Here is a 14025-nt window from a genome sequence, read left to right as displayed (position 1 = left end):
GTAACCAATTAAGATAAGGTTCTTGTAACGTAGATTAATGTGCAATTATAAATAATATTAGAATGCCGGACAAACAATGTTTCTGTTAAATTTGTCGCTTAAGCGGCTTCTAAACAAATTGTTAATAGCCCTGCGTTCAAAAATGAGTGAAATTTCGTTTGTTCCGCCTACTTCCCTGCTCAACCCTTTCAGGCCAACATCATGGCTAAAGCCCACCTTTAGCTGCTTTAGCTGCAGGCCTGCTATTACTGACAAGGATTGGTCTTGGTTAGTTCCCCCGATGACGGGTACTCCTTTGTATATAAAACCTAACGTAAGCGGTGTGTAATTAGTATACAGCCCTAAATCTAATCTTTTAGAACTTTGCTGATGTATGTAGGTGGCGGTGGGAGAAAAGCTCAGTTCAAACAGATTTCCCTGCTCTACGTATGACCTGGCGTAAAATTTATAGCCTGCAATGGCCGTAAAGCGCAGGGGCAGCTCCGTTTGCTCACCGAAGCCGTAGGAGGGTTTGTTCAGGTGTGCCGCCGTTAGGCCGGCCCAGAACTGGTCGGAGTACACGAGGCCGCCTACCGTGAAATCCACATAAGTATTTGGCTGAAACTGATTTACTTCTGCCGAGGTTACGGCCACCATGCCGTTGTCGGAAAGCTGATCGCCGAAGACCAGGTTGCCGTAGTTTACCCGGAGCGACGCCACGCTTGCCTGCAGGCCCGCGGAGGCCGACCAACTGCTGCTGATGTTCGTATGGTAGGCGTAGGCGAGGCTGCCCTGTAGTTTTTGTAGTCCTCCGATGCCGGTGCGGTCCTGCTGCAGCAGTAGGCTAATTGCACTTTTCGAATCAGGTATGCGGAGGTCTGCCGCAAGGGAGTTGGTGATGAAGGAGCCGTTGAGGGCGGGCCACTGCTTCCGGTGCGAGAGCGCTACGCTCCAGCCACTGTTGATGCCGGCAAAGGCGGGGTTCAGGTACAGGCGGTTTGCGTACTGCTGCGTATACTGCACATCCTGCGCGGCGGCACAGCAGGCGCTCAGGCAGGCGATGTACAACAAAAATAATTTCTTTAAACCTCTGCCCATGCTGTGCAATCTATTCTTCGCGCTACAGTTAAAGTATGTACAAATTAAAAGCTAAACGTAATTAGCACGGTTTTAGCTATAAATTAACTAGTTTAGCTATAGTATCAATTTCAACACCCAAACTACTGCCACAAAACATGAAAAAAGTAGTCATAGGCTTTTTTATCTTCCTGGCCCTGCTGTTTGCCGCAGCGGCGCTGGTGCCGCTTCTTTTCAAAGATAAAATCAAGCAGGCCCTAGACAAAGAGATCGCAAAAAATATCAATGCCAAAGTTTTATACAAAACAGAAGATGTGAGCCTCTCGCTGCTGCGCAACTTCCCGAACCTTTCGCTGGGCGTGGAGAACCTCACGGTGATAGGGCAGGATTCCTTCGCTACCGACACGCTGGCCAAGATCCCCTCCTTCCGCATGGGGCTAAACCTTTTCAGCGTTTTCGGGGATGAGGTAAAGGTAAACTCCATCGAACTGGAAGAGCCCGTAATCCGGCTCCTGGTGCTGAAAAGCGGCAAGGCCAACTGGGATATCTTTATAGAAGACACCACGGCCGCTACAGCGGCTGATACCGCCGCCTCAGACTTCAACATGGCCATTAAAGGCTGGGAGGTCAACAACGGCACCATCTTTTACGACGACCTGAGCATTCCGTTTGGCTTTGCCGCCTACAACGTGCAGCATACCGGCAGCGGTGACTTTGAGCAGGATGTGTTCGACATGGTGTCGGAGACGACCTCAGACCGCGTGACGGTGACCTTTGACGGGGTGAACTACCTCGAGAACGCCAAGCTGGACGCCGATGTGACCATGGCCATAGACCTGGAGAAATCGCTTTATACTTTCAAGGACAACAACATCCGGGTAAATGCCTTTCCGTTTAAGTTCGACGGTACTATCCTGATGCCGGAGGAGGCCATTGACTTTGACCTGACCTTCAGCGCTACCGAAACAGATTTCCGAAATGTGCTGTCGGTGGTGCCGGGTATGTACAGTGAGCAGTTTGAGGATATTAAAACAGCGGGCAAGCTGAGCTTCGACGGCTTCTTGAAGGGCCGCATGATCGACACCCTGATGCCCGGCTATGGTGTGGACCTGAAGATAGCGGAGGGTATGTTCAAGTACCCGGACCTGCCGGAGGCGGCCCGCAACATTAACGTGGATATGAGTGTGGTGAGCAAAGACGGCACACCGCAAAACACCAACATCGCCGTGCGCCAGTTCCACGTGGATCTGGGCAAGAACCCGATCGATGCCAGGGTCCTGATCAATGGCCTGGATGTGATGCAGGTGGACGGCAACGTGAAGGCCAACGTGGACCTGGCCGAACTGACGAAGGTGTACCCGATTGAGGGCTTGACGCTGCGCGGACTGCTGAAAGTGGATGCAGACGCCAAAGGCACCTACTCCGAATCGCGCATGCCGGTCATCGACGCGGACCTGAACCTGATCAACGGCTACATCAAGTCCAAAGATTTTCCGGCGCCTATTCAGAACCTGAACATGGTAACCAATGTGGTTAACACCACCGGCAACACCGACGACACCCGCATCAACGTGGAGCGCTTTAACATGAGCCTGGATGGGGAGCCGCTGGAGGGCCGTATGTTGATTGTGGGGGTAGACAAACCTGCTTTCGACGGCCGCATCAAGGGTATCCTGGACCTGACAAAGCTAACGAAGATCTTCCCGCAGGAAGGCATGACGGTGTCCGGCCGTATTAAAGCCGACATCGCTGCGAAAGGTAAGTTGAGCGATGTGGAGGCTGAGAAGTACAACAACATCACGGCAAACGGTACCATGGCCATCAATGACCTCCACTTCGTGAGCGAGGAGCTGCCGCAGGGGATGAAGATCTCCAGCGCCAACGCCAACTTTAACAACGAGCGCATTAACCTGCAGAACATGAACGGCTACCTGGGCAAGAGCGATTTCGCGGCTAGCGGCTCTGTGTCGAACTACCTGGGCTATGCCCTGGCCGATAACCAGTCGCTGCGCGGCAACTTCAACATCAGCTCCAACCGCTTCGATGTGAACGAATGGATGGTGGATGATGAGGGAGCCCCTGCGGATGCATCTACAGAAGGTGTGGTGGAGGTGCCTGCCAACATGGACGTGACCATGAATATCGATGCCAAGCAGGTGCTGTACTCTAACCTCAAGCTCAACAACGTGAGCGGCCAGGTGCAGGTGAAGGACAAGGTGGCCAGGCTGAATAAAGTAACCTTCAATACGCTGGGCGGTACCTTTGCCACCAGCGGAAGCTATAACACGCAGGACCTGCTGCGCCCGCTTTTCGACATGAAGCTGGATATCCAGAACCTCGGGTTTAAAGAGGCTTTCAGCGCCTTTAACACGGTGCAGGCCTTCGCTCCTATCGCCAAAGTGCTGGAGGGTAAGTTCTCTACCAACTTTGCCTTTGCCGGTGAGCTTGGGCAAGACATGGTGCCGGTCTTCCAGACCTTGGACGGTACCGGTGTTATTAAGGTGCTGCGGGCCGCTGTGCGCGATGTGCCGATTGTAGAGAAGATCAGCAACCTGACCAACTTTGAAGAGCTCCGCAGCTTTGTGGTGGAGAACAAGGTGATAGACGCGGAGATTGTGGACGGAAAGCTGGTGGTGAAGCCTTTTGACATGAACGTCGGAAACATGGGTATGACGGTGGGCGGCAGCACGGCGGCAGACGGCAGCATAGACTATGTAACCGCGCTAAACGTGCCGACCGGAAAGGTAGGCCAGCAACTGAATGCCAGCTTAACGAACCTGCTGGGCGGCCAGAGCCTGGGTAACACTGAGCGCGTTACCCTGAAGCTGAACGTGGAGGGAACCTACAGCAACCCTAGAATATCCCTGGCTGGCGGCTCTGTAAAAGAAAAGGCAACCGACATTGTGAAGACGGTGGTAGAAGACAAACTGAACGTGGTGAAGCAGGAGGCGGCAGAGCGGAAGCAGCAGCTGCAGGATAGCGTGCAGGCCGAGCTGAACCGAAAGAAGCTGGAGGCAGAGCAGAGGGCGCGTCAAGAGCTGGAGAAGAAGCGCCTGGAGGCAGAGCAGCAGATAAAGAAACAGGCCGCCGATAAAGTGGGGGGCTTTCTGAAGGGCCTGACCAAACCTGCCGCGCAGCCGGACACAACTAAAAATCAATAGGCGACACCCGCAAGCCTGCCCTGCCTGCGGGCGTTGCCCTGACCCCAGCAGAAGAATTTCTTCTGCTGGGGTTTATTTTTTGTTCACTATATATTAAAGTGCAACTTTCCTCCGTTTAGGTCTGTAAAAGGAGCTTTCCTTTAAGCATAGTGTGTTTAACTAGTGCAATTACTTATGAAGAAAAAGTATTTTTTCCCTTTGCTGCTGAGCGGGCTGATGGGGTTCAGCTCTTGCGACAGCGACAGTGATAGCGACGGCACAGCCCGTATGGAAGTACGCATGACCGACGCGCCGGGCGACTATGCCAAGGTTAACGTTGAGATCGAATCGGTGCAGGTGCACAAAGGCGATGGCGATGAGGAAAACGGCTGGATAACGCTGGATGAGATTCACCCGGGGGTATACAACCTGCTGGACTTTGCCAACGGCCGCGACACGCTGCTAGCCAGTGCAGAGCTGCCTGTGGGCCGCATTTCCCAGATCCGGCTTATACTTGGCGACGATAACTCTGTGGTGCTGAAAGACGGCACGGAGGTGAAGCTGAAAACACCAAGCGGCCAAACCTCAGGCGTAAAGCTGCAACTGAATGCCGACCTGGAGGATGATGTAACCTACATGGTGCTGCTCGACTTTGATGCAGCCAAATCTGTGGTGCCGAAGGGCAACGGTGGCTATAACCTGAAGCCGGTGGTACGCACCATTACCAAGGCGATTGCCGGAGGCATTAAAGGCCAGGTAACCCCTGCTGCATACAAGCCCGGCATCTACGTTATCTCAGCTGCCAACGACACCATCGGCGGGTACGCCAACGAAAACGGCGATTTCCTGATCAAGGGCGTTCCGGCGGGTACGTATACCGTTAAGTTCTACACCGAGGGCGACCTGCACAACAAAACGGTGGAGAACGTAAGCGTGTCGCAGGACCAGATCAAAGACTTAGGCGTGGTGGAGCTGCCACAGGAGTAGTGCCTTTGGCAAAGGACTAATAGACAAAGAAACTTGGCTTTGTAGAACACGTTGAAATTCTGCCATAAAATAAAAGAGGGCTCTTCTCAAAGAAGAGCCCTCTTTTATTTTTCTCTTTTGTCCTTTCTCCTTCATCAAGGAGTTCTTTCGTCAAATACCTAGTATACCTGGCCCATCAGCTCACGCACGTAGGTAACGTAATCTGTGTTGGGAGGGGTATGGCCGTTTTTGCGCAGGTCGGTGGCAACCTGTGCGCGGTGGTAGGTGGCGTGGTTAAAGGCGTGCGTCAGGATATCGAGTACGCGCGTGCTGTACTTGTGCCCCTGGCTGTTAGTGTAGTCGATGAGGCGGTTGAACTCTGCTTCGTCTGCGTTGGCCACCAGCTCCGCGATTCTGTAGGAAGCACTTTCGTGCAGTTTCTTCAGCTCCTCCAGGTTGTGCTCCTGCCATACTTTCACAGGGCTTTCGGTGCCGGTAATGCGAGCAATCCAGATGGCCTGCGCGTTTAGGGCGTGGCTTTGCAGGCGCAGCGCGTTGGCAGGTACCTCAGGCAGGCTGCTGAATACATCCAGCATGGTTTTGTTTGCCCAGATGTTATATTCTGATAGGTTCTTCAGTACGTCGTTTCCGGTCATGTGTGTTAGCTTTTTCTTTTATCTTCCCAAACTATGGTTTCATTCTGGCGTTGCTCAAAAAAATCGGTGCAGCGGCCGTCTCCCCTACCCGTTATGCCTCCGTCCGGCTCGCACAGCACGTTGCCTTGGGCATCGTACAGCTTGCTGGGCACATCGCAGCACCTGCCGGTGAGGAAGTATACTTGCTGGCCGTTATAAGTATAGCTGTAAATTCTGGCCGGCGGATTGGCTGGCATCTCCAGCTCCAGCTCCCCGATCAGCTTGGTTAGCCAGTCCGGGTGTGCCTGTGCAGCAGTGGCGGTGCTTGCCGTTGTGTCGGCAGGTTTGCAACCCGCTACAGCCAGGCAGGCACTAAAGGCTACTGCCCAGAGGCTGCTTCTGAAGGAGGGTGCCTGTTGCTCTTTGTTCATACGGGTGCAATTTAGGCAATTTGAGGTTTAAAACATCTTTTTCTCCCGACCAGTACTGTCGCCGCTTAACCGTTACACTGTGGTTTCGGCCCCGAAGTACAGTTCGGCAAAAGACAGAACGTAAGGCAGGAAAACGATGAGGCCTACAATTGCCGCCGCAATAGCGGCTATCAGCACGGCAGCGGCTGCCAGGTCCTTTGCCCTGCCTGCCAGCGGGTGAAACTCCGGGGACACCAGGTTCACCACCGTTTCGATGGCCGTGTTGAGCACCTCTGCCGTTACCACCAGCCCGATGCACCCCACCACCAGGCACCACTCCGTTTTGGTGATGCCGAAGGCAAAGCCGGCCGCCGCCACACCGACTGCCGAAAGCAGGTGCAGGCGCATGTGCGGCTCTGACCTGACGGCGGAGACAAGGCCCTGGAAGGCAAACTTAAAGCTGTTGTAGCGTTTCTTGAAGTAGGTGCGCAAGGGATATCAGAAGTTAGTCGGAGTTTTGCCCGGGTTATACTTGTGCAGGGCCGCTGGAGTTAAAGCAACAGCCTGTGCCTCCAGCGGGCGCCAACCTGGCAGCAAACAAAGTACCGCTCCCGGTGCTGCCACAGGGGTAAAACAGTACAGCGGCGGCAGCGCTAGCTGCCGCTGTGCTCAGCCTTTAGCTTGTGCTTAAACACCTGTCTGAACTTCTCCACTTTCGGGCGAATCAGAAACCGGCAGTAGGGCTCCTCGCCGTGCGTGTTAAAGTAGTTCTGGTGATAGTTTTCGGCTGGCCAGAACTTGGTCATCGGCTCTATGGTCGTCACGATGGGATCGGGGAAGGCACCGGAGGCATCCAGTTCCTGCTTGTACTTCTCGGCCAGTTGCTTTTGCTCCTCGTTATGGTAGAAGATAACGGAGCGGTACTGCGTCCCCACATCGTTCCCCTGGCGGTTGAGCGTGGTAGGGTCGTGGGTCTTCCAGAAGATCTCCAGCAGCTCCGCATAGCTGATAACCTGCGGGTCGTAGGAAATCTGGAGTACCTCTGCATGCCCTGTGGAGCCGGAGCACACCTGCTTGTAAGTAGGGTCCTCTACCTGGCCACCGGCATAGCCCGAAACCACCTTCTCCACCCCGTTCAAATCCTGAAAGATGGCTTCTGTACACCAGAAGCACCCGTTGCCGAATGTTGCTATTTCCATGTATCTGTATCGTTTTAAAGTACAGCAGCCCCGTTGCCTGCGCAACAAAGCTAGGTGTACCAGGTTAAATTAAGTATACGGTGCGGCAGCCCGGCCTAGTTATACTTTGCCGGCTCCTGCACTAAGCTAAAGCGAATGAAGCAGAAAAGTATAATCCCAAGGTATAAATGAGTTCTAAACCCGAGGCCAGTATCTTTCCCGCAGCTGTAGCTACCGAGGCAGCCACGTTTGCAATGGGCTGCTTCTGGAGCCCCGATGCCCTGTTTGGTGCCATGGCAGGTGTCGTGCGTACAAGGGTGGGCTACGCCGGCGGCACCACTGCAACCCCCACCTACTGGGCGCTGGCAGATCATATGGAAACCCTGCAGTTGGATTTTAACCCCGGCGAAATCTCTTACGCTGACCTCCTGCACGTTTTCTTCGCCAACCATAACCCCACAAAGCCACCCTGGAAGCGGCAGTACACCTCTGCCGTTTTTTACCACACCCCGGCGCAGGAAGCGTTGGCCTGGGAGCACAAAAGGCAACTGGAGGCAAACAAGGCCCAACAGGTTTATACTGCCATTTATCCCTTCAAAGAGTTTTTCCTGGCAGAAGTACGGCACCAGAAGTACAAACTGCAGCGGCAGCCGGACATCCTGGGGGAGCTTCAGGAGCTGTACCCGGAGACGGAGGATTTGCTAAACACGACAGCTGCAGCACGCGTAAACGGCTACCTCTACGGGTACGGGTCCAAAGAGCAGCTTCTGCACGAGGTTAGCAGCCTCGGCCTGTCGCCTGCTGCCCAGGAAGTGCTGCTCCGGAAGGCCGGGAGCCGCCGCCAAATTAGCTGTGCCGGTTAAGCCGGCGTTATTTCTCTTCCCTCTCCTTCTCCAGTGCCACGGCCTCCCGGTTAATACAGTAGCGCACCAGCGAGGGCGTTCGGGCATCGTCGAAGAGGTGGCCCAGGTGCTGCCCACACTGGTGGCACAGGAGCTGGATGCGCTCCCGGCCGTACGTGTCCAGCGGCTTGTGCTGTACGTTCGCTCCTATCTGCGCCCAAAAGCTGGGAAAGCCGGAGCCAACGTCAAACTTTTTGCTGGCTTCAAACAAGGCTTCCCCGCAGCACGTGCACGAGTACACACCCTGCTCCTGTTGCCGCTCCGCCGAATTTATCTTCTGGTTCCGGACCATGCTTTATGCCTGTAATTTGCAGCAGCTACCCGTACCGGCTACTGCTTTTCCAGCTGTTCCACGGGCACAAACTTCATGGAGAGGGAGTTGACGCAGTGACGTATGTTTTTCGGGGTCAGGTACTCGCCCTCAAACACGTGGCCCAGGTGCCCTCCGCAGTTGGCGCAGACGATCTCGGTGCGGCGTCCGTCGGCATCCGGCACGCGCTTTACGGCCCCGGTTATCTCATCGTCGAAGCTCGGCCAGCCGCAGTGCGACTCAAACTTGTACTCTGACGTGTAGAGCGGGTTGTTGCAGCGGCGGCACAGGTACACTCCTTCGGCTTTGTTGTGCTCATACTCTCCGGTGCCCGGGTACTCCGTGCCTTTGTTAACGATAATGCGGGCTTCCTCCGGGGTAAGCTTGTTATACTCTGAGGGGGCTTTGGCTATTTTCATGGGTTATTTTTCTGGTTTGCTTTTTATACGTGTGGTTTTAAGAACAGCGATGAAGGCCGGAAAGTTTTGGCCCTTGCCCTATGCCCTGCTCACAGGCGCTAAACACAGGGTGTAGGAATGCCTTATAACACAGGGTGCCGTTTGCCGTTGTTTTTGCTCCGTTCGCATCAAAAAACTGATACATAATCACTTATAGAGGTTCAAGAAGAACAAGAGCAGAAGTATGCCCGTTCTCAGAAAATAAGCCCGGTACACAGCGGCAGCGTGCGGCAACATCAACCTGATGCATGACGAAGGCAGTTGATCCAATCAAATCAAGTTATACCTTAAAGTTAAGCACTATGAACATTTACACTTCTTTTTTTAGAAATCTATTCGGTGCCAAGGATCAATCTTCAGGTGGCCGAGAGCCAAGGCAGGTAATTATTACGTCTTCTTCGCAGCCGGAGGTGTTGCAGAAGAGAATGCAGGAAGGGGAACTCTCTCACGGTGAAACAGTGATGGCGAACCTGTCTCCTGTGCGCCTGGAGAAAAGCCGCGGGAAGATGGTGCTGTACTTCTGCCCCATGAAATCCATTGAGGTGCTGGAAACCATGACGAGCGGCGACGGGGCCGGCATTCCGCCGCAGGCCAAAGTGGAAGGCCTTTCCATACCCGCCGACCTTAAAGAGGGGCTCTACACCCTCAAAAACGTGACCCTGACCTCTAACGGTACCATGCAGGTGAAAGCAACCGATAAGACTACCTGGGAAAACGTGCCCTTTGAGCTGTACCACTGGTAGTAAAGTATGAGACAGGCGTGCTGCGCGCGCCGGAGCAAAGAGTACCCGTGCCGCATAAAGCGTGCGACGCACAAAGGCCTGCCAGGCGGTAGTATGGTGTTCTGCCACTACCGCCTGGCAGGCCTTTGTTGTGCTGTTTACCCAGGTGCCGCTTGGCTGGTGCGCCACCTGGGTTCCATGAAACAGGCTCTCCGTAAGCTTTGAAAGCCTTTACCGGTGCTCAGACGCCCTTGCCTCTGCCTGCCACCGCTCCTTTGCCCACTCTTCCTGTTGGGCCTTGTTTTGGAACGTCCAGGCTACAAGGCGGCTCGTTTTGTTGCCCTGGCTCATGGTTATTGTCTGTACCTCAAAGGCCTTTACCTGCTTTAGTGCCTGCAAAATGCCTTTGATGTTTGCTTGCTTCGAAACCAGTGTGGTAAACCACAGGCAGGACGTTGCCAGGTGCCGGCTCTGGAACACCATATCCCGCACAAACCGTAGCTCCCCTCCCTCACACCACAGTTCTGCTTTCTGCCCTCCGAAGTTTAAGGTTGGCTTTGCCACCTTCTGCTGCTTCAGGTTAGAAAGCTTGCGTACGCTACCGGCCTGTGCCTCTGCCAACGAGGCATGAAATGGAGGGTTACAAACCGTAAAATCAACCTGCTCCCCTGGCTTTAGCACACCCTGAAGGACATCTTTCGGGTTCTTTTGAAGCCGTAGCTCCACATTGCCGCTTAAAGCAGTATTAGCCTCCACAATTTTACGGGATGATTGAACAGAAACAGGGTCAATGTCTGTGCCGATAAAAGACCAGCCGTACTCCCTGTTGCCAATGATCGGGTACACGCAACTTGCCCCTACCCCAACATCCAGGCCTGTTACTCTGCTGCCCTTAGGGATTTGCCCTTTGTGGGTGGCAGCCAGCAAATCTGCGACATGATGTATATAATCGGCTCGGCCAGGTATGGGCGGGCAAAGGTAACCCTTCGGGATGTCCCAGTTGCGGATACCGTAGAAGTGCGCCAGCAGCGCCTTGTTCAGTAGTTTAACCGCTTTGGGGTCAAAGAAGTCGACAGATGCATCGTTGTAAGCGTTTACCTGCACGAAGGGCCTTAGCTCCGGACAACTTTTAACAAGCTCCTTAAAGTCATAGCGGGCGCGGTGCCTGTTGCGCGGGTGCAGGCCGGATTTCTCTTTCGGGTGAGATTTCTTGTTAGGAGGCATGAGGGTAAAAGAGCCTGAATGGGAACGTCGCAGCAGGCTAAATGCAACGGTAAAAAATTTAACAACGCAAATATAAGTATAAGCAGCTTCTGTACAGGGCAGCGCCAACTATAGGTACAGTAAAAAGCTTTCTACTGTGCTGTACGGTAAATGAGCGGGTGGTGCCGGCGCGCAAAGGCAGCTGCCTCCCCGGCCGTGATAGGTGTGGGGTAAGACATGAGTCGCAGCGTTAACGGTGGTTGCCCCTGGTGGTAAGGAGGCTGCTGGTAAAAGTGGTGGTTCAGGCAGAAGCCGTTACGCTCGTAAAACCTGATGCGGCGGCGGTTGACCTTGCTTTCTGGTGGCTCAACCTCCAGCAGCACGGGGCGAGTGTCGCGGTCTGTAAACGCTTGTAGTATGACCTTGCCGTACCCCTTGCCACGCAGCGCCGGAGCAGTGGCAAAATGCTCTACGTAGCGTACCTCGTCAAAGCCCCACCAGAGCAAAATACCGATAAGCTCCTCCTCTTGTAGTATCACCTCAAAGTGGTAGCTGGCATGGGGCATAATCTCAAGCTGCCAGGGCAAAGGCCGGCGTTCCTCCAAAGGAAAAGCCTGCTCATACAGCGCCCACGCCTCATAGAACAGCCTGTGTAATGCGTCGGTTAATCTGGTGTGCTTCATAGTAAAAGGTGAGAGCAGGAAGTCAGCACAAGTGTAGCTGCCATTCTTGCTTGTCTTGGTGCCACATCCGTCCCGCAAGTATGAGCATAGCGCTAACCTGTGGCGAAGTATGGCCGCAGATTTTCAGCTTGCGGAAGTATAAAGAAGGCAGCGCCAGGTACAAACTACCATCAATCCATAACAACCCAGGGCAAGAGCAAAGCAGTTCCTACCCTTCCAGAAAACGTACCTGCGACTTCAGCGCCTGTCTGCCTTCCTTTAGCATGTGGACCAAAGCAAACACATGAAACATCTCAGCGTATTCCTCATACTGCACTTCTACATTTGCTTCGGTTAGCTTCTGGACAAACTTGCGGTTGTCCCACAAAAACGCTTCGGCCGTGCCGAGCTGGATAAGTGTTGGCGGCAAGCCTGCTACGTTTCCATAGAGAGGCGACACCAGCGGGTTCTGAAAGTCTCCATCCGGCACATACTTTTTAGCCGAGTTTTTAATCTCTTCCAGCGGAAGCATGATGTCTTTATCCGCTGTAAACGCTATGGCTGGGTTACGCATCGAAAGGTCCAGCCATGGCGACATCAGGATCAGCTTTTCAGGGAGAGGTGCCTTTTTCTCCATCAGCAGGTTTGTTGCAGCTATTGCCATGCCTCCTCCGGCACTATCGCCCAACATATAATACGCTCCGGGTATGGCTCCTTCAGCCTGCAACGTGGTAACGATCTTTTCCACGTCGTGTAGCCCCGCCGGAAAAGGATGCTCCGGGGCCATTTTATAATCGATGACCACCGCGGCCATGCCCACTTCGTCGCTCATCCTGGCAATGTATTTCCACTGTACTTCCAGGGGGCCGAACACGTAGCCGCCGCCGTGTAAGTATACCAAAACGCCTTTACTAGCCTTTGCCTTGTTTATCCAGTAGCCGCGGGCGCCGCTTATATCTATTTTTTCAAATGTATACTTCTTGTGCAGGCTTTCAGGTGGGTCAGGGAAGTTTTTGATAAAGCGGTTGTAATCTCCTTTTTCTTTTTGCCTTTTTATCAGCGCCTTTACAAGCTCAGTTTTCCAGGTGCTCCACTTATAGACCACTGCTGCTCCAACAAGCGGTAAAGCAGCTACTAAAAGGTTCTTGTTTATCTTCATTGTTTCCCGTTGTATGATGCCGTTCACAGTTACTAACCCACTGGCCTCGGGGGATAAGCCGGTTTGTTAATTTATGATTTCTCAAACAATAACGGTACAGCTCCTTAATTGTTGAAAAGCCGGTGTGAAGCGTACCCTACTACAGGTATCAGCTTTTGCAGGAGGTCAAGCATAATACTTCTGCCCAAAGCCCCTGCTTTGAAAGGCTGCTAATCTTGTTTTAGTCAGCGTATTGACTTCCCAAACCGCTCTTGAGCATCTCTTTACATCCTCTTTATATCCCGCAAGTTTGAGTGCAACGGTAACTTGTGGGGGAAATGGAGGCAAGTTTTCAACTTGCGGAAGTATAAAGAAGGGAATGAAATGCCAGTTACAAACTGGCTGCAAAGTATACCCATAAGTTACGCCGTTGCTAAACTTGCGGGATGTATGTTATCGACTTGAATTTTTGTTTTTGCTGGGGCAGACTTTTAGCTCGTGCTTCTTCTTTTGATAGGAATATGAATACGATCTACAAGCTCGCATTAGCGGGAGTGGCTATTCCTAATTGCCTACGCCCCGTCATGAGTGTTCACCTTTACTCTGTTTTGATGACGAAGGCTCTAAGCTCTGTCATCTTACCGTCGCGAAACCTCCATACATCGCAGTATGAGTAGCCAGCCGTTTTTCCGTTCTCGTCTTTCAACCTGATCGTGCCAAGAGCCGTAACAAAATCACCTTCGGCAATTAAGTTCTCTACATTAAATTTTGGAGGCTCTATATATGCCGTTGCCATCCACTGTCGAACGGCCTCCTTCCCTTGTATGGTTTTGTCACCTACAAATGTCCACTCTATATCTTCGGTGCAGAAAGATAGAAACCCCTCATTGTCGCCTGCAGTAACTGCCGCGTTCGCTTTTTCTAGTATCGTTTTATTGTTCTCAGTCATGAGGATGTGAGCTTTATGTTCAGGTAGATGCCTTGATGGAGTGGCCTCTCTTAACCAAGTTCTATGGTATGCTGTACGAATTATCCTAGGTTAATACTGATTTTTCAGGTGATACATTGCCTTCAATAAGAACTACTTCTTATTCTTTACTTTAAAGCGGTTTAGAGCTCAGTAAAGAGGCTCCAGCAGTGTTGGGTATGAGGTTTTACTTAAACTGGTCCTGCAACTTAATATTGATCTCAAGCTTTATGTAAGAGTTCAAGCACTCGTTTTGGATAGTTTCTATCGGGGTGAAA

The 14025-nt window shown here is 52.8% G+C and carries 15 protein-coding genes; 4 read left to right on the top strand and 11 right to left on the bottom strand.

Annotated elements, in window-relative coordinates; translation table 11 throughout:
- Window positions 1–57: 57 nt before the first annotated feature.
- Window positions 58–1077 carry a PorP/SprF family type IX secretion system membrane protein gene (locus CA264_RS17280; protein ID WP_025608647.1) on the bottom strand — a complete coding sequence of 340 codons (1020 nt, stop codon included), beginning with the start codon at window positions 1075–1077 and terminating at the stop codon, window positions 58–60.
- A 137-nt stretch (window positions 1078–1214) separates the two neighbouring features.
- Between CA264_RS17280 and CA264_RS17275 the strand changes: the two genes are divergently transcribed.
- Both CA264_RS17275 and CA264_RS17270 read left to right on the top strand, forming a co-directional pair.
- Entirely contained in the window at window positions 1215–4217 is a 3003-nt protein-coding gene (locus CA264_RS17275; RefSeq protein ID WP_025608646.1) for an AsmA family protein, read from the top strand.
- 174 nt (window positions 4218–4391) lie between these two features.
- The gene (locus CA264_RS17270; RefSeq protein ID WP_025608645.1) at window positions 4392–5183 is read left to right on the top strand and encodes a DUF4382 domain-containing protein; all 792 of its coding nucleotides are present in this window, start codon (window positions 4392–4394) and stop codon (window positions 5181–5183) included.
- 158 nt (window positions 5184–5341) lie between these two features.
- On the opposite strand, the gene CA264_RS17265 is transcribed toward CA264_RS17270, so the two are convergent.
- From CA264_RS17265 to msrA, 4 genes are all read right to left on the bottom strand, one after another.
- Complete coding sequence (locus tag CA264_RS17265; RefSeq protein ID WP_025608644.1) at window positions 5342–5818, bottom strand: DinB family protein; 477 nt, start codon at window positions 5816–5818, stop codon at window positions 5342–5344.
- A gap of 5 nt (window positions 5819–5823) precedes the next feature.
- Window positions 5824–6228, bottom strand: coding sequence for a DUF6970 domain-containing protein (locus CA264_RS17260; RefSeq protein ID WP_025608643.1), 405 nt, complete (start codon window positions 6226–6228; stop codon window positions 5824–5826).
- 72 nt (window positions 6229–6300) lie between these two features.
- Entirely contained in the window at window positions 6301–6699 is a 399-nt protein-coding gene (locus tag CA264_RS17255; protein ID WP_025608642.1) for a diacylglycerol kinase, read from the bottom strand.
- A gap of 161 nt (window positions 6700–6860) precedes the next feature.
- Complete coding sequence (msrA, locus tag CA264_RS17250) at window positions 6861–7406, bottom strand: peptide-methionine (S)-S-oxide reductase MsrA (RefSeq protein ID WP_025608641.1); 546 nt, start codon at window positions 7404–7406, stop codon at window positions 6861–6863.
- A 167-nt stretch (window positions 7407–7573) separates the two neighbouring features.
- Between msrA and CA264_RS17245 the strand changes: the two genes are divergently transcribed.
- Window positions 7574–8248, top strand: a complete 675-nt coding sequence (locus CA264_RS17245; RefSeq protein ID WP_025608640.1) for a peptide-methionine (S)-S-oxide reductase MsrA — start codon at window positions 7574–7576, stop codon at window positions 8246–8248.
- A 7-nt stretch (window positions 8249–8255) separates the two neighbouring features.
- On the opposite strand, the gene CA264_RS17240 is transcribed toward CA264_RS17245, so the two are convergent.
- Both CA264_RS17240 and CA264_RS17235 read right to left on the bottom strand, forming a co-directional pair.
- Window positions 8256–8579, bottom strand: a complete 324-nt coding sequence (locus CA264_RS17240) for a peptide-methionine (R)-S-oxide reductase (protein ID WP_025608639.1) — start codon at window positions 8577–8579, stop codon at window positions 8256–8258.
- 38 nt (window positions 8580–8617) lie between these two features.
- Entirely contained in the window at window positions 8618–9016 is a 399-nt protein-coding gene (locus tag CA264_RS17235) for a methionine-R-sulfoxide reductase (RefSeq protein ID WP_025608638.1), read from the bottom strand.
- 341 nt (window positions 9017–9357) lie between these two features.
- Between CA264_RS17235 and CA264_RS17230 the strand changes: the two genes are divergently transcribed.
- A complete protein-coding gene (locus CA264_RS17230) occupies window positions 9358–9798 on the top strand; it encodes a hypothetical protein (RefSeq protein ID WP_025608637.1) in 441 nt (146 codons plus the stop codon).
- A 210-nt stretch (window positions 9799–10008) separates the two neighbouring features.
- On the opposite strand, the gene rlmF is transcribed toward CA264_RS17230, so the two are convergent.
- The 4 genes from rlmF to CA264_RS17210 form a co-directional block, all read right to left on the bottom strand.
- Window positions 10009–11001: a 23S rRNA (adenine(1618)-N(6))-methyltransferase RlmF gene (gene rlmF, locus CA264_RS17225; RefSeq protein ID WP_025608636.1), complete on the bottom strand. Its 993-nt coding sequence runs from the start codon at window positions 10999–11001 to the stop codon at window positions 10009–10011.
- 131 nt (window positions 11002–11132) lie between these two features.
- Entirely contained in the window at window positions 11133–11663 is a 531-nt protein-coding gene (locus CA264_RS17220; protein ID WP_025608635.1) for a GNAT family N-acetyltransferase, read from the bottom strand.
- Window positions 11664–11871: 208 nt separating this feature from the next.
- Window positions 11872–12801, bottom strand: coding sequence for an alpha/beta hydrolase (locus tag CA264_RS17215; protein WP_025608634.1), 930 nt, complete (start codon window positions 12799–12801; stop codon window positions 11872–11874).
- Between the two features lie 577 nt (window positions 12802–13378).
- Window positions 13379–13729 (bottom strand): nuclear transport factor 2 family protein, encoded by a 351-nt coding sequence (locus CA264_RS17210; protein WP_025608633.1) that lies wholly within the window; start codon window positions 13727–13729, stop codon window positions 13379–13381.
- Window positions 13730–14025 lie beyond the last annotated feature (296 nt).

Origin of the sequence: Pontibacter actiniarum, assembly GCF_003585765.1 — a bacterium.
GTDB classification, from domain to species: domain Bacteria; phylum Bacteroidota; class Bacteroidia; order Cytophagales; family Hymenobacteraceae; genus Pontibacter; species Pontibacter actiniarum.
The sequence above is the reverse complement of the archived record's forward strand: the minus strand, read 5'-3'. Positions and strand labels throughout refer to the sequence as shown.